At 37.1% G+C, this 19,563-nt stretch carries 17 protein-coding genes and 1 tRNA gene; 2 read left to right on the forward strand and 16 right to left on the reverse strand.

All coding sequences use genetic code 11. The features are described 5' to 3' along the window. Positions 1 to 95 precede the first annotated feature (95 nt). The 9 genes from A3H37_10980 to A3H37_11020 all read right to left on the reverse strand — a co-directional run bounded on the left by A3H37_10980 (position 96) and on the right by A3H37_11020 (position 10,462). The gene (locus tag A3H37_10980; protein ID OGL50992.1) at positions 96 to 1,352 is read right to left on the reverse strand and encodes a DNA helicase UvrD; all 1,257 of its coding nucleotides are present in this window, start codon (positions 1,350 to 1,352) and stop codon (positions 96 to 98) included. Between the two features lie 8 nt (positions 1,353 to 1,360). Next, a complete protein-coding gene (locus tag A3H37_10985; GenBank protein ID OGL50993.1) occupies positions 1,361 to 2,308 on the reverse strand; it encodes an NAD-dependent dehydratase in 948 nt (315 codons plus the stop codon). A 50-nt stretch (positions 2,309 to 2,358) separates the two neighbouring features. Next, positions 2,359 to 4,248: a penicillin-binding protein 2 gene (locus A3H37_10990; protein ID OGL50994.1), complete on the reverse strand. Its 1,890-nt coding sequence runs from the start codon at positions 4,246 to 4,248 to the stop codon at positions 2,359 to 2,361. Between the two features lie 13 nt (positions 4,249 to 4,261). Further along, on the reverse strand, positions 4,262 to 4,966 hold the full coding sequence (locus tag A3H37_10995; protein OGL50995.1) for a hypothetical protein: 705 nt from the start codon (positions 4,964 to 4,966) through the stop codon (positions 4,262 to 4,264). A 141-nt stretch (positions 4,967 to 5,107) separates the two neighbouring features. Continuing rightward, positions 5,108 to 5,180 (reverse strand) — tRNA-Met (locus tag A3H37_11000). Between the two features lie 9 nt (positions 5,181 to 5,189). After that, positions 5,190 to 6,971, reverse strand: a complete 1,782-nt coding sequence (locus tag A3H37_11005) for an RNA polymerase sigma factor RpoD (GenBank protein OGL50996.1) — start codon at positions 6,969 to 6,971, stop codon at positions 5,190 to 5,192. A 20-nt stretch (positions 6,972 to 6,991) separates the two neighbouring features. Further along, positions 6,992 to 8,776, reverse strand: a complete 1,785-nt coding sequence (locus tag A3H37_11010) for a DNA primase (protein OGL50997.1) — start codon at positions 8,774 to 8,776, stop codon at positions 6,992 to 6,994. Positions 8,777 to 8,830: 54 nt separating this feature from the next. Continuing rightward, positions 8,831 to 9,787 (reverse strand): NGG1p interacting factor NIF3, encoded by a 957-nt coding sequence (locus A3H37_11015; GenBank protein ID OGL50998.1) that lies wholly within the window; start codon positions 9,785 to 9,787, stop codon positions 8,831 to 8,833. 222 nt (positions 9,788 to 10,009) lie between these two features. Further along, positions 10,010 to 10,462, reverse strand: coding sequence for a glutamyl-tRNA amidotransferase (locus A3H37_11020; GenBank protein OGL50999.1), 453 nt, complete (start codon positions 10,460 to 10,462; stop codon positions 10,010 to 10,012). Between the two features lie 990 nt (positions 10,463 to 11,452). On the opposite strand from A3H37_11020, the gene A3H37_11025 reads away from it, so the two are divergent. Together A3H37_11025 and A3H37_11030 are read left to right on the forward strand one after the other, a co-directional pair. Further along, complete coding sequence (locus tag A3H37_11025; protein OGL51000.1) at positions 11,453 to 12,349, forward strand: hypothetical protein; 897 nt, start codon at positions 11,453 to 11,455, stop codon at positions 12,347 to 12,349. Positions 12,350 to 12,351: 2 nt separating this feature from the next. Continuing rightward, on the forward strand, positions 12,352 to 12,792 hold the full coding sequence (locus A3H37_11030) for a DNA-binding protein (GenBank protein ID OGL51001.1): 441 nt from the start codon (positions 12,352 to 12,354) through the stop codon (positions 12,790 to 12,792). A gap of 23 nt (positions 12,793 to 12,815) precedes the next feature. On the opposite strand, the gene A3H37_11035 is transcribed toward A3H37_11030, so the two are convergent. The 7 genes from A3H37_11035 to A3H37_11065 form a co-directional block, all read right to left on the reverse strand. Beyond that, the gene (locus A3H37_11035; protein ID OGL51002.1) at positions 12,816 to 13,496 is read right to left on the reverse strand and encodes an endonuclease; all 681 of its coding nucleotides are present in this window, start codon (positions 13,494 to 13,496) and stop codon (positions 12,816 to 12,818) included. A gap of 212 nt (positions 13,497 to 13,708) precedes the next feature. Continuing rightward, complete coding sequence (locus tag A3H37_11040; protein OGL51003.1) at positions 13,709 to 14,185, reverse strand: hypothetical protein; 477 nt, start codon at positions 14,183 to 14,185, stop codon at positions 13,709 to 13,711. A gap of 99 nt (positions 14,186 to 14,284) precedes the next feature. Beyond that, the gene (locus A3H37_11045) at positions 14,285 to 15,697 is read right to left on the reverse strand and encodes a two-component system response regulator (GenBank protein ID OGL51004.1); all 1,413 of its coding nucleotides are present in this window, start codon (positions 15,695 to 15,697) and stop codon (positions 14,285 to 14,287) included. Between the two features lie 460 nt (positions 15,698 to 16,157). Then, the gene (locus A3H37_11050; GenBank protein ID OGL51005.1) at positions 16,158 to 16,454 is read right to left on the reverse strand and encodes a plasmid stabilization protein; all 297 of its coding nucleotides are present in this window, start codon (positions 16,452 to 16,454) and stop codon (positions 16,158 to 16,160) included. Further along, complete coding sequence (locus tag A3H37_11055) at positions 16,442 to 16,627, reverse strand: hypothetical protein (protein OGL51006.1); 186 nt, start codon at positions 16,625 to 16,627, stop codon at positions 16,442 to 16,444. The genes A3H37_11050 and A3H37_11055 overlap by 13 nt, the downstream gene beginning before the upstream one ends. A 609-nt stretch (positions 16,628 to 17,236) precedes the next feature. After that, positions 17,237 to 18,331 carry a hypothetical protein gene (locus tag A3H37_11060; protein ID OGL51007.1) on the reverse strand — a complete coding sequence of 365 codons (1,095 nt, stop codon included), beginning with the start codon at positions 18,329 to 18,331 and terminating at the stop codon, positions 17,237 to 17,239. A gap of 4 nt (positions 18,332 to 18,335) precedes the next feature. After that, positions 18,336 to 19,244, reverse strand: a complete 909-nt coding sequence (locus tag A3H37_11065) for a hypothetical protein (protein ID OGL51008.1) — start codon at positions 19,242 to 19,244, stop codon at positions 18,336 to 18,338. Positions 19,245 to 19,563: the final 319 nt, after the last annotated feature.

The following is a 19,563-nucleotide window of genomic DNA, read 5'->3' on the forward strand; positions in this document are numbered from 1 at the left end:
CTGTAAAGAATACAGGTAATATTGGTGCAAACATGACTTCTAATGCAAAAAAAGTTTATTATTTCAGAAATTAGCAAAAAAGAAAAAGCAGGTTGCTAAAACAGACTCATCTGTTCCTTTCCTTTTTTTTTCTCTTCTTCTCCATATTCAAAGATTTTTACTTTTCCGTATTCACCATCATAACCTGGCCTGATACTAACCCTTCCCTCTCTCATTCTCATTATTCCCTCAACTATTTTAGGAGAAGCTATCTTCTTTAAATCATCCTGCTCAAGTTCTAAAAAAACATTAAATTCTGAACCTCCCAAACCAACAATCTTTTTGTATTCATTAACAACTGCTGCTGAATTAACGCCAAATCCTAAACACTCAGCGATAATTTCTTGTAAAGGAATTAAACTTTTGTAGGGGATTGTTCTTTCAGGAGTAAAGCCTTCTTTCCTGTCAGCCAAAACCTCTACCCTATGCATTACACCAACTGTAATTTTTCCATTACAATTCGGACAAATGTAATTATGTTTTTTTGTTTCAGATGGAGAAAGAAGAACCTTACAGTTCCTGTGTCCATCATAGTAGTATTTTCCCTCTTCTGGGAAAAACTCAATTGTGTAGAGAAATTTTTTCTCATCCTTTTTTTTTAAAACCTTCATTATCTCCCTGTAGCTAAACTCGCAGTCAAAAACATTTGCCTCTCTTCCAAGCTTTGAAGGTGAATGGGCATCTGAGTTTGAAATTAAGGAAATCTTATCAAGGCCTGAGATGCGCCAGTTCATTGCAGGGTCAGATGAGAGCCCTGTTTCAATAGCATAAATATGCTTTGACTCTTCTCCAAAACACTCTTCTATTGAATCAAACCCCGAGTTAGCGCCAAATACTGAAAACCACGGAGTCCATGCATGGGCAGGAATTATCATGCACTCATCTGAAATATCCATTATCATCTTTACAAGTTCCTTTGCAGGAAACCCGAATATTGGTCTTCCATCTGATGAAAGCTTTCCGAGTTTTTCAAGCTTGGAATTAATTTTTGCTACCACTTCAAATGATGGAGCAAAGATAAGGTTATGGATTCTTCTCCCCCTTGCTTTTCCCTGAGAAAAAATATTGCTTACCTCTGCTGTAAGTATAAATCTAGCTTTCCCATTTTTTCCTTTTAACCTGAAAAATCCATTACCTTCAGGTTCGAGCTTGCTTTTTAAATAATAGAAATATGTAGGGTGGGTAAAATCTCCTGTTCCAAGAAGGTTTATTCCTTTTATATCAGCCCACTTACAGAGATTTTCAACATCCATCTCCTTGCTTGTAGCACGGCTGTATTTGGAGTGAATATGAAAGTCAGCTATTATCTGCATAAAAAAAATTATCTTTTATCAATCTCTAATTTCTTTTTGAAATATTCAAGGGTCATTCTTAACCCCTCTCTTCTTGGTACTTCTGGGTGCCAGCTCAATATCTTTTTAGCTTTTGTTATATCAGGCTGTCTGATTTTAGGGTCATCAACAGGAAGATTTTTAAAAACTATCCTGCTCTTGCTTTCTGTAAGCTCAACTATTTCTTTTGCAAATTCAAGTATTGTTACTTCCTCCTGATTCCCTATGTTAACAGGCTCAACATAATCAGAGTTGAGAAGTCTATAAATCCCTCTTATAAGATCTGAAACATAGCAGAAACTCCTTGTCTGGCTCCCGTCCCCAAAAACGGTTATATTCTCACCAGTCAGAGCCTGGCTCATAAATGTTGGAAGAGCCCTGCCATCATTTATTCTCATGCGTGGACCATAGGTATTAAAAATCCTCACTATCCTTGTTGAAACCCTGTGATAGCGGTGATATGCCATTGTCATAGCCTCTGCAAATCTTTTTGCCTCATCATACACTCCTCTGGGTCCAACAGGATTGACATTCCCCCAGTATTCTTCTCTCTGAGGATGTTCTAAAGGGTCTCCATAAACCTCTGAAGTTGATGCAATGAGGAAGCGGGCTTTCTTCTCCTTTGCAAGGCCCAGCACCTTATGAGTCCCAAGGGAACCAACCTTTAAGGTCTGAATAGGGAATTCCATATAGTCTATAGGGCTTGCAGGGGATGCAAAATGGAGAATATTATCCAGATGCCCGGCTATATGGACATATCCAGTTACGTCATATTTGATAAATTTGAAGTTTGGATTCTCAAAAAGATGGATTATGTTCTCAAGATTTCCGGTTATCAGGTTATCCATACAGATAACCTGATGCCCTTCAGCAAGCAGAAGGTCACAGAGATGGGAACCTAAAAAACCTGCGCCTCCGGTGATTAAAGTTCTTTCCACTTGAATCTCCTTTCAGGTAAAAAAATAAAACAGAAAAACAATCTGATTACTCAGAATGAACTACTCCGATGCAAAGCGCCGAGGAACTCTGTTGAATAGTCTGTAATCAGTTTTTCTCTTTCCTGCCCTGTCGCATTAAAATAAAAATTAATAAGCTCCTTTGCGATTGGAGCACATACTTCTCCGCCAAAACCCCCATTTTCAACAAGTATCGAAAGAACTATCTGCGGGTCTTCAGCTGGAGCAAAAGCTACAAACCATGCATGGTCCTTTAAATCTGCAGAAAATTCACCTTTGGCTTTTAAATATTTTGAAGTTTGAAGGCTTATAACCTGGGCAGTTCCTGTTTTTCCGGCAATAGTTATGCCATTAACTTTTGCCCTCCATCCTGTTCCGCTGTTAACAACATTTATCAATCCCTCTTTTACAATATCAAAAACCTCTTTTTTAACAGGAATCTCTTTCCTAAATGATTTAAGGTTATTTTTCTGCCTTGTAGGAGAATATATAACATCCGGATTAACTATAACTCCGTCATTAGCCACTGCCATTACCATTTTTGCCAGCTGTATCGGAGTAACAAGCAGATACCCCTGCCCGATAGCCATAAAAAGAGTCTCACTTTTAATCCATGGCTTCTTCAAGAACTTTAATTTCCACTCTGAATCAGGAACCAATCCTCTCTCTTCAAAAGGTAGTTCAACCCCTGTTTTCTCCCCTAACCCAAAATAGCGCGAATACCGTGCGAGGGTATTCACATCAAGACGTTTACCAAGATTATAGAAAAATACATTACATGAGTTCATTATGCCACGATAAATATCAACACTTCCATGTCCTTCCTTTTTCCAGCAGAGAAAATTTTTATTTCCAAAATACATACTTCCATTGCATATAATACTGTAATCCTCATTTATAAGTCCTTCATTCATTGCAGCAATGGCAGTTACAATTTTAAAAACCGACCCTGATGGATACTGGCTCTGAACCGCTCTGTTTTGCAATGGATGTCCTGTATCGTTGAATAAACTTCTCCACTCCTTTGCAGATAACCCTGCAGCAAAAAGATTTGGGTCAAAGGATGGATGACTTGCCATTATCAGAATGTCACCATTTTTAGGGTTCATAGCTACAATCGAACCCTTCCTGTTTCCAAGAAGTCCTTCAGCATATATCTGAAGCGGCAAATCAACAGTAAGGCATATATCCTTTCCCCTTTCAGATTTTTTTGATAGTGAAAAAAGTTCCTCTTTTTCTCTTCCAAGACTATCTTTCACAACCTTCCGCCATCCGTATTCGCCTCGTATTGTCCTGTCAAAATATTTTTCGACTCCGGATTTCCCTACCAATGCTCCATATTTTAGATAGTTGAACTTGTCTATATTGCTCTGGCTCGCTTCACCTATATAACCAATCAAATGCGAAGCCACTGTTTCAAAAGGATAAAATCTTCTATGTTCAATCTTTATCTCAACACCCGTTAGTTCCTCTTTGTGTTCTTCCAAATATGCTAAAGTCCCTCTTTCAAGATTTTTCTTTAAAACTATTGGCTGGAAATAAAGTTGTTTTGGAAGAGATTTTACCTTTGCAGAAACTGTTTCAGAAGAAATATCCAGAAGAGTACAGATTTTCTTAATAAGTTTTTCCTTGTTTAGATTTTTTGGAATATTTTCAAGAACAAGTTCTGCAGTAAAGCTTGGGCGGTTAAAAGCAAGGAGGGTACCATTTCTGTCAAAAATATTTCCGCGAATACCGGGTTCAGAAATAGTCCTTATTCTGTTGTTGTCTGCTTCCTTCTTAAAACTCTCACCCTCTGTTATCTGGAGGCCCCACATTCTTATTATTATAACTAAAGCGCAAAAAAGCATGAGGATTTGAAAAAATTCCAGTCTTTTCCCAAACCCTTCTATATCATTGTTTTGAAAGCGCTTTATTGACATAAAAGCAGACCCTTCATTCCTGGCAATAAAGGATTCTCTGGCAGTTAGAACAGAATATTATATTTTCACCTGACTTGAGTTCATTATATTTTTGAGGCAAAACTTTAATAAAACATCCCTGGCAGGACATATTTTTAACTTCTGCCATTGCTAACTTATCTTTATGGTCTGATAATTTCTGGTAAACCTGCACAAGCTTTGTTTCAGTTTTTCCAATTATATTCTCACGCTCAAGTTGAGTTTTTCTTATTTCTTCTTCCAAGCTTTTAAGTTCTTTTTCCTTTTCCTTTACTATACCTTCCCATGCCACTTTTTCAGCATCAACTTTTTTCCTCGCCTCGTTTATTCCTTTCTTTATAAGTTCAACACTGTCAAGAAGCATTATTATTTCTTCCTCAAATTTATCCTTATTTTTCTTTATAGAATCAATTTCACTTAAAATGGCAGAATATTCTTTGTTAGTTTTTACTTCATTGAGTTTAACCTGAGTTTTCTTTAAATGCTCCATTTCATCATTAAGAGCCCCTTCCTTGATACGTATTGTCTTCTGCGTCTCCTTTTGTTCAGACTCTTTATTTTTATATTCCTCTTCAGCAGAGTCGAGACTCGCTTTTCTTTCTTCAATTTCTTTTGGAATATTATTTTTTAATCTCTCTAATTCCAAAATTTTAAAATCCAGATTCTGTAAGTTTATTAAAAGTTTCAGCTCTTCATTCAATTCCTTTCACTCCCTTCCATAAATAAAAAAAGAGAGTGCGTTTCTGCACTCTCTTTTTCTCTCCCTTATTATTAAGGAAGACACCATCATTCTTGATATTCTGCATCAATTCACAAACCCTGTTTTTTATATATTGTGCCTTGGGCCCACCTGGGTTCGAACCAGGGACCTACCGGTTATGAGCCGGTGGCTCTTCCAGCTGAGCTATGGGCCCTGATTTATTTTAACCAATCTCAGGCCAACTCACAAAAGGTTTTAGCTTTTTAGAACGGCTTATATGCCTTAGCTTCCTTAAAGCCTTTGCTTCTATCTGCCTTATTCTTTCTCTTGTAACACTAAAATCCTTCCCTACTTCCTCAAGCGTATGCTCTGCATTTACATCTATGCCAAAACGCATTCTCAACACCTTTTCTTCCCTTGGTGTTAAGGTTTTTAAAACCTCTCTGGTCTTTTCCCTTAAGTTTATCCCTATTACCGCATCAGCAGGAGATATAGCTTTTGTATCTTCTATAAAATCCCCCAAATGGCTGTCATCTTCCTCCCCAATCGGAGTTTCAAGAGATATTGGCTCTTTAGCAATTTTAAGAACTTTTCTGATTTTCTCCTCTGGAAGCTCCATTTTCTCAGCAATTTCTTCCGGAGTTGGCTCCCTTCCTATTTCCTGAACAAGATGCCTAGAAGTCCTGATAAGTTTATTTATAGTCTCTATCATATGAACCGGTATCCTGATAGTCTTTGCCTGATCTGCAATTGCTCTGGTAATAGCTTGTCTTATCCACCATGTTGCATATGTTGAAAACTTATAACCTCTCTTGTACTCAAATTTTTCAACTGCCTTCATAAGCCCGATATTCCCTTCCTGTATCAGGTCAAGGAACTGCAAACCCCTGTTAGTATATTTTTTAGCAATACTGACAACTAGCCGCAGGTTTGCCTTTGCAAGCTCTGATTTAGCCAGCTTATCCTTTAATCTTCCCTCGTTTATCAACATCACAGCAGTTTTAATCTGCCCGCCTGAAAGATTTGCTTCAAGCTCAACTTTTCTTATTTTACGCCTTGAGCTTTTAATTGCTTTTCCAAGTTCATTTGTCTCCCTGGCAAGCTTTTTATTGCCTGCAACATTGCTGCTTTTTCCTTTTTTCTTTGTCTGCTTTTGCGAATAACTATGGGATTGCAAAGAAAGTTTTTTTATCTTTATCTCAAACTCCCTTATCTCATCTTCAGCTTTTGATATTCTCTCAGCTATTACTTCCAGTTTTGATGCAATCCTGTCAATCTGCCTGCTGCTCATCTGTATATTTTTTATCAGATTAACGATTTCATCATGAATCAAGGAAAGCTTCCGTTTCCATTTTCCATGCTCTTCACTTCCAGAATTAAGTTTGTTAAATACCTTTAAGGTTTTTGAATATTCTTTATCCTTATTCCTAATTTTATCTATAATATCTAAAACCCTTTTTTCCTCTTTCTTCGCTTTCTCTGAATACAGTTCATCAAAATCACTTATGCTGATTACATTACCTATCTTCAGTCTCCCTTTTTTGAGCCTGTCTCCCATTGAAACAACTTCTCTTATTGCCAAAGGAGTTGTGATGATGGAATTTATAATCTGATTCTCAAACCTTTCAATCTTTTTCGCTATTTCTACTTCTCCTTCTCTGCTAAGAAGAGATACAGAGCCCATCTCCCTTAAATACATCCTGACGGGGTCGTCAGTCTTTCCATACATTTCAGACATTAAAATGAGTTTTTCATCTTCTATCTTGTCTTCTTCATCCGGCTCTTCCAAAGACTCTTCAGTAACTTCTTCTTCCTTCTTTTGAACAGGTTTAGAATCAATAATTTCAATATCCATTTCATCAAAAAGCATCATTATGTCATCAATCTGCTCAGAATCAGTCAGGTCAGGAGGTAGCATTTCATTTACTTCATCAAATGTTAAAAATCCTTTTTTCTTCCCTTCTGAAATCAGTTGCCTTACTTCTATAAGATTTCTATTTTCCATAGAAAAAATTCTCCTCTAATCTAATTTTCTAAAAATTTTGTGCTTTTTAAAAAAGTGTACAATTTATATTTTTGCTCTAAAAGTTTGTCTAAAGTATTTTCATCTCCTTTCCCTTTAGCAAGCTTAAGTTCGTCCTCAATATTGTTAAGCGTTTTTTTTGCTTTTCTCTTTTGCATCTGTTTAATGCAGTCAGATATTGCCTTTTCTATATCCTGCCAATCTTCGCTCTTAAACAAAAAAGCTGATATCAGGTCATTAACTTCCTCATCAGCCATAATATTCATAATCCTGTTTGGCTCAAATTCTTTATTGCTTTTTATTGAGTTTGCTATCTCTATTGCAATTTTTTTAAGAAGCGGCACTTCAAAATCATCAGAACTTATATTGTCAAAAACCCTTGTTGCAACCTCTTTTGAAGTCAGCATTAACTGAATAAGATGAACCTCAAGAGAATCAAGCTGAATCTTCCTTGTTTCTTCTTTTAAAGGTACAAATGTTATATCTTTTTTCCTGTCATATTTAATAGCCTCATAAAGAAACTCTTCTTTCACTCCAAGTTTACTTACTAAATAATTTGCATAATCAGCAAGCCTGAGTATGCACATTACAGACTCAAGCACTTTAAGAACTTTGGTTAAAGCCTGTGACCTGTCTGAGGTTGTTGATAAATTATATCCTTCAACAGATCTGTCAATTATATATTCTCCTATATCCTTGCTGCTATTAATTAATGCTTTAAAATCTTCAGTCCCTTTTGAGTTTAAAAAACTATCAGGGTCATCTCCCTCAGGTAATACAACAACCTTTCCGCAAAGTCCTGTTTTCAAAACCCCTTCCCATGCTCTCAGGACCGCATTAATTCCTGCTCTGTCAGCATCATAGATAAATATGATATTCCCTGTTAAGCTTTTAATAAGCCTCAATTGCTTTTCTGTTAAAGCAGTTCCAAGTGATGCCAAAGAATTCTTGAATCCAAATCTGTGAGCTGTTACAACATCAACATATCCTTCCATAACTATACAGCAATTATCAGTTTTTATTCTCTCCTTGGCAATATGGAGTCCATATAGGCTTTCGCCCTTTTTATAAATCAATGTTTCAGGGCTATTTATATATTTTGGCAACGAATCATCCAGATTCCTTCCACCAAACCCAATTATCTCTCCATTTATATGAAATATTGGAAAAATTATCCTTTTACGGAACCTGTCATAGCTGCCGCTTTTATTTTCTCTTTGAACTGCCAAACCTGATTCCAGGATTATTTCTTCAGAATATCCCTTTCTCCCTAAGTATTTTACCAGAGAATCCCACTCTGATAATGCATATCCTATGTTAAAATCTTTAAAAGAACCCTCCTCAATACCTCTTTTTCTTAAATACTCCAGAGCAGCCTTCCCCTCGCTGGTTTCCTTTAATGTTTTTTTAAAAAATTCATTTGCCAGCGAATTTACTCCATAGAGAATCTCTTTTTTTCCAACAAACTTCTCACTTTTATCATCCCGTGTAAGTTTTATCTGTATCCCGTATCTTTTAGCAACAGACAATACCGCTTCAGGAAAAGATAAATTTTCATATTTCATTAAAAATGAAAATACGTTGCCTCCCTGACCGCATCCAAAACAGTGGAACATCTGCTTTTCAGATGAAACAATAAAAGAAGGAGTTTTCTCATGGTGAAACGGACATAACCCTTTATAATTTTTACCAGACCTGTTTAAAGTTATATAGCCAGAGATAACTTCAAAAATATCACTGGTTGCTCTGATTTCTTCAATTTTTTCTTCTGGAATAAATCCGCTCACCGCAAAAACCCTTCATTTTAACAACGGCATCTCTCCTGTCCCGATACCTGTTTTCTACACTCTCGCAACCCTTGTAAAACCTGAACACTGAAAAACCTCCATCTTTTCTATCTTTAAAAGCTCGTCCAGCATCAGGTTCATTCCAAGAGAATCACTTGCTATATGCCCTGCTATGATTACATTTATGTGATTTTTCTCAGCTTCTTTAAGATGGTCTTCGCTGATATGCATTCCAACAATCGTTCCGATTTCAGTATGGGAAAGCTTCTCAAAAGCCTCTTTAGACCCTCCTGTTCCTCCTGTCATATCTACAAAAATTTTACCTGTTCTTTTTTTCTCTGACCCAACAAGAATAGCTGGCACATTCTGGTTAAGCTTTGATGTTTTGTATTCCGGAATATCGTTTAAAAAATCCATAACCTCTTTGACATAATAAGGCTTTTTGTCATCAAACCCCTTCTGCAAAAAGCTGGTAACAGCATTATCAGAAGGGGTATGAACGCACATAATAGGTATATTCAACAACCTTGCAGCATCAACTGTTCTGTTATAGTTAGAAGGCATAACCTTTCTTGAAACTTCTTTAATCCTTGGCTCTAAAATCCCTTCAGCTACATTTATTGGTACTCCAAATTTATTCAGTATATCTGCCTGCATATGCATTACTTCATAAAAATTAGCCATTGCCCTTCCTTCGGGATGATGAGCTATTGTAAGGTCAATTTTTTCTCCTTTTTCTCTGAGCCTGTCAGCTAAGACTACCTCTCCTATTTCAATATCTATTCCAACAAGAATCCTTTTTACTTCAAGCTCAGGGGAGCCAAAAAGAATTCTGGTATCAGCAAACGGATTTGAAAGCCTTTCCTTGTCAAAATACTCCTTCTTATCCTCCTTAAGCTCATCATACGCTTCTCTCTGAAGCCTGAAGAATTTTTCAATTGGTTCTCTCCCTCGCGGGTCAAAGTCAATCCCTTTCTGAATAACCGTTTTATAGATTTCACTTAATTTCATAATAAATTCCTGTTATTTTCCAATCCGGGTATAAAAGTCTTATTTATTACAATAATGCTGATGATGAATTTTACTGTTGAAAATACGCTTTTCAAGAAGGAAGGAATTTTTTTTAATACCCCATATCCTTCTCCTCTTCCTACCATATTCCCCTTAACCTGATAACTATATAGGAGATGAGGAGATTGTTTGTATTAAATATCTTTTTATATATGAAAGCCTTCATCCTTGACTCTCTAAGGCTTGCTGAACTATTTTATTTACTATCTTTCCGTCAGCCTTACCCTTAAGTCTTGGCATTAAAATTTTCATTACCTTCCCGATATCTTTCGCAGATGTTGCGCTTACTTCCAATATTGCCAGCTTTGCAATTTCTTTAAGTTTATCCTCTGATAACTGTTCCGGCAAATAATTTTCAACTACTTTAAGCTCCTCCTTTTCTTTCTGAACAAGATCTTCTCTTCCTCCTTTAGCAAATTCTTCTATTGATTCTTTCCTGAGTTTTGCAGCATGTGATAAAACATCAAGTCCTTCATCCTCTGATAACTCTCCCCGTTTATCAATTTCTTTATTTTTTATTGATGAAAGCAGCATTCTGACAACAGAGAGTTTCGCTTTATCGCCTGATTTAAGCGATTCTTTAAGGTCAGAGGTTAATTTCTCTTTTATGCTCACAGAACTTATTTGATAAAATAAAAAAAGGGAGAACCCTTTTATGATTTAAAAACAGTAGATTACTTGTGAAATTTATCTAACTAAATATATATCACTAATATTTTTTGTCAAGCCATTTTGCCTGAAAATTCCTTATTTTTCATTTTTTTTTGAAAATCTTTTCCTAATTGTATCCCCTATCCTTTCAAGAGTTTCTGATATATCACCTCTTTTAACCACAGTTTTAATTAAGAATACCCTCTCTTCCTCTATTGCTGATTCTAAAACTTTATTAAATCTTTTCAAAGAGTTAACCCTTGCTTTGTATAATCTGTAGCCGCAGGCTAGCCTGCGTAATATTATGCCATCTAAAGGTTGTTATATTTTAGATACTTTAATTTTAAAGATTTTTCAAGATGTTTTAATCCTATAGGTTATTCAATGATTGGTAGCCACAGGCTTCCTGCCTGTCGGCACCTGCCTACCGCAGGCAGGGACAGGTAGCCTGCAAAAAGGAAGTGTCTTGCCTCCTTCAAATGGAACAACGATAGCATTATTGTTACAGTCCCTGATATGTTTGCAGGAAAGAAGGAAAAGATTGTTTCTGTCAGAGTAAAAACTACCTATGGCACAAGCCTTAACGAGAAATTTAAGGTCTTGAGAGCACAGTAGAATAAAGGTCAATTTTAGAGAAGAGGTTTTTTAAAGTAGTAAAATAAAGATTGGAATAAATCCTCTGCTGTCCAATTTAATTAGCATCATTGACCCTAAAATACTCTCGGACAGGCGAGACGCCTGATTATTTTCATGTCTCTCTGTAAACCAAAGGCTCGTAACGATTCCCACCTTCGCGGAAATGACAATGAATACTAATTATACATAGAAGCAGAGCTTCGAGGAATTCTTGGATTAAAACTTTCAGTATTTGGATTTTGACATTGATTTGTCATTTGGATTCTGGTATTTGAGATTACAATAATTTTTTTCTAAAATAACCAAAACGAGGGATATATGGGAATATTAGATGCAATCGGCAATACTCCAATGGTGGATTTGAGCAGGCTTGCAAAACCCGGCTCTAAAATCTATGCCAAGGATGAATCAAAAAATCCGGGTGGAAGCATTAAGGACAGAATTGCAAAATTTATGATTGAGATTGCTGAAGAGACAGGAGAACTGAAACCCGGCGACAGAATAGTAGAAGCAACAAGCGGCAACACTGGAATAAGCCTTTCAATGGTGGCAAAGGAAAAAGGCTACAAGATGATAGTCGTAATACCGCAAAACATGAGCACTGAGAGAATGGAAAAGATAAGCTCCTTAGGAGCAGAGATTGTCCTTGTTGGAGACAGCGACTTTGAAGGCGCTGTAAAAAAAGCCTATGAGATAAGCCGCGAGCCAAATACCTTTATTCCAAGGCAATTCAGCAATTACGCAAATATCATTGCCCACATTGTAACAACCGGAAGGGAAATTGTTGAACAGTTCAGGGAAAGGGAACCGGGAAAAGAAATAGATGCCTTTGTCGCAGGAACAGGAACAGGCGGAACCCTGATGGGAGTAAGGGCGCGACTACTGCGGGAATTTCCAGATATAAAAACCTTTGCCGTAGAGCCTGCTGAATCTGCTGTAATGAGCGGGAGAGAGCCCGGCATTCATAAAATTCAGGGAATAGGAGACGGGTTTATTCCTGACCTTGTTGATATGAGCTTTGTGAACGGAGTAAAAGCTATAAAATCTGATGATGCTATCAGCATGGCTAAAACTCTATTTAAAGAGCTTGGGCTAAATGTCGGGATAAGCAGCGGAGCTAATGTGATTGCGGCAATAGAGGTGGCTCAGGAGTTTAAATATGTAGTAACTGTCCTTCCTGATAATGCTGACAGGTATAAAAGCATGGGATTATAGATATGGTAAATCCTTATTCAATAAAAAATCTTTTTATGGGCAAATTACTGCACGGAGGAGACCTCCTTGCTGAGCTTGAAAAAATTTGTTCAGATAAAAAGATAAAAACCGGAATCCTTACAGCTATTGGAGCTGTAAAAAATGCAACTGTTGGTTTTTATAATCAGACAGAAAAAAAATATCTGAAACATCAATTCGATAAGCCTCTCGAGATACTAAGCCTCAACGGAAACATATCAATAAAGGATGATAAAACAATGGTACATGCCCATATTGTTTTATCTGACTCCGAAGGGAATTCCTTTGGAGGACATCTGATGCCCGGAACCACAATTTTTGCCTGCGAGTTTTGGATATTTGAGATTGAAGGAGAGCTATTGATTAGGGGATTTGACGAAGTAACAGGACTTCCCTTATGGAAAAACAAGAAAGTCCCTGCTTAAAGCTTACAGGTTATAACTTATAGCTATTTTAAACTTTGTCCTTTGTCATTTGAACTTATTCCACGTAACGGGCATTGTTCACAATCAGGTCTTGAGCGGCAGAATCTATTGCCAACACAGACAATCAAAGCGTGATACTCATTATATATGTGGGTATCCTCCGGAAGGTTTCTCATGAAAAATCGCTGAGTATCATCATAAGAACTATTTTCTGGAATAAACCCGTGACGGCTGAAAATCCTCTGAGTATATGCATCAACCACAAAAACAGGCTTCTCAAAAGCATAAAGAAGGATGCTGTCCGCTGTCTCATTCCCTATGCCAAAAATTCCGAGTAGTTTGTCCCTTAAGAGCATATGTTCTTCCTTTGCCATACGAGACAGAGAACCATTGTACTCATCAGTTGCAAACTCTACAAATGCCTTAAGCTTTTTAGCCTTCTGGTTAAAATAGCCTGATGGCTTTACAAACTCTGCAAGACTTTTCTCATTTATCTCTTTTATTCCTTTAAAAGAAAGAACCCTCTTTGCATATAGATTTGAAATGGCTTTTTCTACATTTTTCCACGCGGTATTCTGGGTTAAAATAGCTCCAACAATAACTTCAAACCTTGTCCTTGCGGGCCACCAGTTTCTTGGTCCGAACTCCTTTAAGAGAATGTTGTATATCTCAAGGAGTTTATTGTGAGCAATAACACTTTTCATTGTTTTATTTAATCTCAGAATTCCTCGAAGCTCAGTAGGTCAGGCGCCTGCCTGCCGGCAGGCAGGCAATCTCGTTCGGGATAAACTCCGCAATCTCAGTTTTCTCCCCCTTTAGAAAAGGGGGATAGAGGGGGATTTGAGATTGCCACGTCGCTGTCGCTCCTCGCAATGACAAAATTGAATTCGTCAGCCTGTGAATATCTGTTCCTACATTACAGCAACGCTCCCCAGCCCTTTGGAATCTCTTTTAGCCCGGAAAATTTTTTGAAAAGATTTTTTGAGATTAGCAGGATTTTTGATTCAGCCCGTGTGCAAACATCCCCTCTCTTATTTATCAACTCTCCCCTTACGTAAGCAATGCTATCTTCCTCTGAAACTATCTCTCCTTTAAGAAAAATTGCTTCTCCGATATAGAGGGGTTTTAAATAATCAATCTTTAATGTTAATGTTGCGCCAAGCCTCTTTCTCAGACCAATAAGAGTCCATATTGTGAGGTCATCAAGCAAAGTGCTCTGAAGTCCGCCATGAAAGACCTTTGAAAAGCCGCAATATTCTTCTGAAGGTGTACATTCAGAAACAACTCTTTTGTCATCCTCTATATAAAATTTTAATTTAAATCCTATAGGATTCCTCTGTCCGCATACAAAACATCCATTATTCTCAAAATTATTTATAATCTCTCTTCTCATGAAATCTCCTCTTGAAAAACTCTGACTTCGTATTTAAAAGAAATACTAAATCCTAATTTCTAAATTCTAAACAAGCACAAATTTTCAAAATTCAAATGTTCAAAACTGTTTTAAGTTCATTTCTTTTATCTTCTTCCTCAAAGTATTCCTGTTTATTCCAAGAAGCTTTGCTGCTTTTGACTGGCTGTTGCCTGATTCCTTCAAAGCAAGCTTTATAAGGGCTTCATCTACTTCTCTTTGAATGTCTGAAAATATCCTTTCTCCCTTTTTTCCCCGGAGAATCTTGTAAAACTTTGCCTTGACAGAAAAATACAAAGAGATTTTCTCATCAACAGCTTCAGTTTCAATGATAAAAGGGAACTCCTTCTCAGACAGGATTTTTCCTCCTGACATAAGCATTGCTCTTAAAATTGAATTTTCAAGCTCCCTGACATTTCCGGGCCAGTTATATTCCATCAGTTTCTCAACTGCTTTTTCAGAAATTGACCTGACATTCAATGACATCTCATCAGAAAACTTTTTTATGAAATATTTCACAAGCTCCGGAATATCCTCTTTTCTCTCTCTGAGAGGGGGGAGTTTTATCGGGAAAACATTCAGCCGGTAGTAAAGGTCTTCCCTGAAATTCTTATCTCTAACAGCTTTTTCAATGTCAATATTTGTAGCTGCTATTATTCTGACATCAACCGCTATCGGAACCCCTTCGCCAACCCTGTCAATCTCCTTATCCTGAAGAACTCTCAGTATTTTTCCCTGAAGATTAAAATCCATTTCTCCAATCTCATCCAGAAACAGGGTCCCGTTCTGCGCCTGAACAAATTTACCTGACTGGGTATCGATTGCTCCTGTAAAAGCCCCTTTTCTGTGCCCGAAAAGCTCACTCTCAAGAAGGTCTCTTGGTATTGCAGCACAGTTGACTTTTATAAAAGGGCTTCCGGTTCTTCTGCTGTGATTATGAATCATTCTTGCCACAAGCTCTTTCCCTGTCCCGCTTTCACCCAAAAGCAAAACTGTTGCATCGCTGTTTGCCACTTTCCCTATAGCCTTGAATATTTCCTGCATTCTCTGGCTCTTCCCGATAATTGTCCACTTATGCTGTTGTTCTTCAAGTTCAGCCCTTAAGGCTTTTACCTCTCCCTGCAAGTCAATAAGCCTGTTTATCTTCTCCATCAGCAAATTTAATTCATCAAGGTCAAATGGTTTTGTAAGGTAATCATAGGCTCCCTTTTTCATTGCTTCTATTGCATTGTCCATAGTGTTCTGGGCAGTCATCATAACAACAAAAATATCAGGAGCTATTTTTTTTATCTCGCTTAAAACCTCAAAACCGCTCATTCCCGGCATTCTCACATCAAGCAGGACAATATCGTATTTTGCATCCTTTACCAGATTGAGAGCCTTCTTCCCCTCCTTCGCAGTATCTGCAATATATCCCTTTTTTTCCAAAGACCTCTTTATTACTTTCAGCAGGCTCTCTTCGTCATCTACTATTAAGATTCTTTTCTTTTCCATTGAGTTTCTGTTCCTTTTTAATTTAAATTATATCAAGAACTTTTTTACATTACAACAAGATATAATGAATTGCCCCGCAACAATCCCTCTCTATCCCCCCTTTAGAAAAGGGGGGTTGGGGGGGGGATTTGAGATTGTCACGCTCCTGTAATTAAACCATACTTTTTCAGAAGCCTCGGGGAAAAATCATTGAAGCAAAGAGAAAAGAATTGAGACAGAAAGGAAAGAAAGCGTTATTAACCTTTTTAAAACAGACCCGTGAAGGAAAGTATGTAAAAATAGAGAAAAGTTATCTGCACGATTATAGAGTTAAAGAATAACGACAGAACTCACCTGCCCAAAACAAAAAGCAGATAAAATATTGATAAATCATAAAACATTTATAGGAATTAAGCCTACGAAAAAAGCACCGCTGTTTTGGGTCAGGTGGAGCAACTGGTTATGCCTACTTTGAATAATATTAGTAAATATAACGTTCAATGTCTAATGACCCATGAAATACACCCAATATATCAATATCTCCAGAGTGTTTTACAAGATAGGCAATTCTATAATGACCATAAAGTAAAATTCGGATATTACGTTCTGGCTTATGTTTGTATTTATAACCCATTTCTGGAAATTCCAATAGTAACTGAGCTTTGTTGTAAATAGCCTCTACAGTACGAATTGCTGCATTAGGATTATCTTGAAAAACATAATCATGGATATCTTTTAGCCACTGCTCTGACTCTGCTGTCCAATTTATTTTTGCCATGTTTTAATTCTATGTTTCATTTCCTCATTGTTTATAGTTCTATTAGAATCAGAGTCGGCAAGACCTCTTTCAACCATCCGATTAAATGCTAATTCACGAAGAATTTCATCATACGAACTATCATCTGGCTGTTCCTGAATAATTCTGTTCATTTGTTCTTTTACTAAAGCCATAATTTGACCTCCTTCCAATTTTTACTTTTTAAAAGGCATAACATGTATTGGACAGACTGTATAAACCGGTGGAAGCAGACTGTCCCTTTCCGCCTAAACAGGGGGAGCATCCGACGGCCGTTTGCTCCAACCCCTTGTACCATCGCATCTTGCCTCCGTCATCCGTTTTCGGAGCCTCGTCTTATGCACCCGATAATTCACACTATTTAAAGCAGTTTGAATTTCTGACACATCCAACTCTTTTTTCTACTGTAAACTGTAACACCCCCCTTTCTTTTGTCAAGCAGTTTTCAGTTTTCAGCATTCAGAGATATTGCAATATCTTATCCTTGAGAATTAAATGTAGGGACAACCACAAGGGTTTGTCCCTACATGGTTGTCCTGTCATTGGCAAAGCAAGGCTCTGCTGCTACATCAGATTGGACAGTGATAAACCGTTCGGCTGAGCTCACGACGAAACCCTGTCCCAAGTTTTCTAATTATTATTTGCGACAATTGAAACGCAATAAAATGCGCCATTTGAAATGCAAGGTAACAAGGATTATGAGGTTTTTAAATCCCTCTCATGGGAAGAATATAATAAAGAAAAAATTTTTTGGAGGATAAAAATTAAGGAAGAGGCAGATAAATCTTAAAAATGGCTCCCTTTCCTTCTTCGCTCTCAACCCTTATAAACCCGTTATGCTCTTCAATAATTTTAAGGGACAAAGCTAACCCCAACCCGACTCCGCCGGGTTTTGATGTGCAGAAGGGAGTAAAAAGATTTTTTCTGATTTCCGGAGATATGCCTCTGCCACTATCCTGAATCTCAACAAGAATGTACTGCTTTCTCGCGGTGTCTTTGGAGACAGGATGATATTCCTGGGAAAATTTAGTCCTTATATCAATATTCCCTTTTTCACCAAGCTCTTCAAGACTGTTTTTTATTATATTGTGAAATACCTGAAAAAGAGAATCCTTTGAAGCAAGGATATCAGGAAGGCTTGGGTCATAGGTTCTGCTGAATATTATCTTATCAGGATTAATTTTTGTTTTTTCCAAAAGTATTACCTGATCAAGTATGCTGTGGATATTGCACTGTTCAAAGAAATTTTTTTTTCGCGTTGTTAACTCCATAAGACTGTTAGTAAGTCTTGAAAGCCTTTCAACCTCCTGAATTATAATATTTATGTATTCTTTCTGCTCTTTATTGTCCTCAATTTCTTCAAGAAGCAGCTGCGCCGCGCCCCTTATACCTCCAAGAGGATTTCTTATTTCGTGCACTATCCCTGCAGCCAGAACCCCTGAAATCTGCATTTTCTCAAGATTAAGAGTCCTTTCTTCAAGTCTTTTAATCATTGTCAAATTTTTTATTATTACAACTGTCCCTTCAGTTTCTCCCTTGTTGGAAATCAGCGGCGAAGTGGTAATGCTGACAGGTATTTTACTCCTGTCTTTTTTAATGTAGTCTGTCTCGTAGTCAGAAAAAGTAATTTCTAAAGACATTGTTTTTTTTACAAGCTCAATTAGATTAATATTTTCAGAAAAAAATTCAAAAAGTGACTTGCCCTGAACCCTGTTAAATGAAATCCCGCTTAGTTCTTCCATTGATGAATTAAAAACATTGATACAGAAATTCCTGTCAACGACCATCATCCCGTCCGGAAGGGCATGAATGATTTCTTTCAGGGTTTTTCCTGCTCCTGAATTAAAACTCTTTTTCATCTAATTATTCAATCCCAACATTCTTTAAATACACAATTCCTTCCTTAAGGCTTTCATCTGTTACCTCGGGCTCTACTTCAATTATTTTTATGGTTTCAGGTTTTAAATATTTCTTTATCATTTCGAAGTCAACCTTACCATTTCCCGGTGCTTTATGGTCCCTATAGCCTTCACAGTCATGAAGATGAATACCAAGCAATTTCTCTCCATAGCCCTTTAGCCAGTCTTCATGCTTTTTTAAACCTAAATTCTGCCATGTTTCCGCATGCCCAACATCATGCCAGTAACAGATGTTTGAACCATTAAACTTTCTAAAAATCATTTCCATCTCCTCAAAATCAGGAATCTGGTGGAAATAATACCTGTTCTCAATTCCAAGCATCACATTTTCTTTTTCTGCAGTTTTATTAAGTTTTTCAAGACTGAAAAGTACAGCATCAAAAAACCTCGCTTTTGCTTTATTACGCTCGCTTTTTATCTCATCTAAAAACTTTAAAAACCTCTCAGAGTTTATTTCCCCATCATCATAAAACTCAAAAAACTCTCTCTTATAAGAATCCATTCCTGTATTCCCAAGATGAAGCACAACTGCCCTTGCTTCAAGGTCATTTGCGTGCTCTATGGTTCTGATTGTATATTCTACAGCCTTTTTTCTCTCATCCTCTTCAGGTGAAGACAACAGAAAGGCATCTCCGCTTCCTGTTTCCAGAATATCAGACACGGGAAAAAAATTATGAACAGATAAAATCTTTAATTTGCCATTTTTCAAAAAAGGCTTCATCTGCTTGTAAGTCTCTTCATCTATCCTATATTCAAGTTCAAGAGCACCTATTCCAAGCTCATATATCTTACTTAGAAGTTCCTCTCCATTTTTTATTTTACCTGACTGCCATACAGTAGAAATACCTAACACATTACACTCCAATTAAAACCTTAAACTAAAATTTTAAACCCTCCAATCCTTGACACCTTAAGCCTTATATTAATTATGAGCATAATTTACAGGATATTGTCAAAAGGATATCTATTATATTTAGTCACAAGTCAACCAGCAGACAAATCAGGTTAACAACACCCTGATAAAAAGAGGTAACGAGTGGCACAAGCCTGACAGGATGATACTTAACAGAGACCACATTCTGTTTGTGGAACCTGTTAGCAAGGATTCGCAGGTGGCAGGAATTGCCCTTTGGCAGAAAAGAAGCAAAAAATAAAAGGAGAAAATAATGAAA

It is taken from the genome of Candidatus Schekmanbacteria bacterium RIFCSPLOWO2_02_FULL_38_14, assembly GCA_001790855.1.
Classification (GTDB): domain Bacteria; phylum Schekmanbacteria; class GWA2-38-11; order GWA2-38-11; family GWA2-38-11; genus 2-02-FULL-38-14-A.

Coding starts and splice junctions, on each gene's coding strand:
- A3H37_10980 (OGL50992.1), bottom strand. CDS start 1,352: ATGCAGATAATAGCTGACTTTCATATTCACTCCAAATACAGCCGTGCT.
- A3H37_10990 (OGL50994.1), bottom strand. CDS start 4,248: ATGTCAATAAAGCGCTTTCAAAACAATGATATAGAAGGGTTTGGGAAA.
- A3H37_11005 (OGL50996.1), bottom strand. CDS start 6,971: ATGGAAAATAGAAATCTTATAGAAGTAAGGCAACTGATTTCAGAAGGG.
- A3H37_11015 (OGL50998.1), bottom strand. CDS start 9,787: ATGAAATTAAGTGAAATCTATAAAACGGTTATTCAGAAAGGGATTGAC.
- A3H37_11025 (OGL51000.1), top strand. CDS start 11,453: ATGGGAATATTAGATGCAATCGGCAATACTCCAATGGTGGATTTGAGC.
- A3H37_11030 (OGL51001.1), top strand. CDS start 12,352: ATGGTAAATCCTTATTCAATAAAAAATCTTTTTATGGGCAAATTACTG.
- A3H37_11035 (OGL51002.1), bottom strand. CDS start 13,496: ATGAAAAGTGTTATTGCTCACAATAAACTCCTTGAGATATACAACATT.
- A3H37_11040 (OGL51003.1), bottom strand. CDS start 14,185: ATGAGAAGAGAGATTATAAATAATTTTGAGAATAATGGATGTTTTGTA.
- A3H37_11045 (OGL51004.1), bottom strand. CDS start 15,697: ATGGAAAAGAAAAGAATCTTAATAGTAGATGACGAAGAGAGCCTGCTG.
- A3H37_11050 (OGL51005.1), bottom strand. CDS start 16,454: ATGGCAAAAATAAATTGGACAGCAGAGTCAGAGCAGTGGCTAAAAGAT.
- A3H37_11055 (OGL51006.1), bottom strand. CDS start 16,627: ATGGCTTTAGTAAAAGAACAAATGAACAGAATTATTCAGGAACAGCCA.
- A3H37_11060 (OGL51007.1), bottom strand. CDS start 18,331: ATGAAAAAGAGTTTTAATTCAGGAGCAGGAAAAACCCTGAAAGAAATC.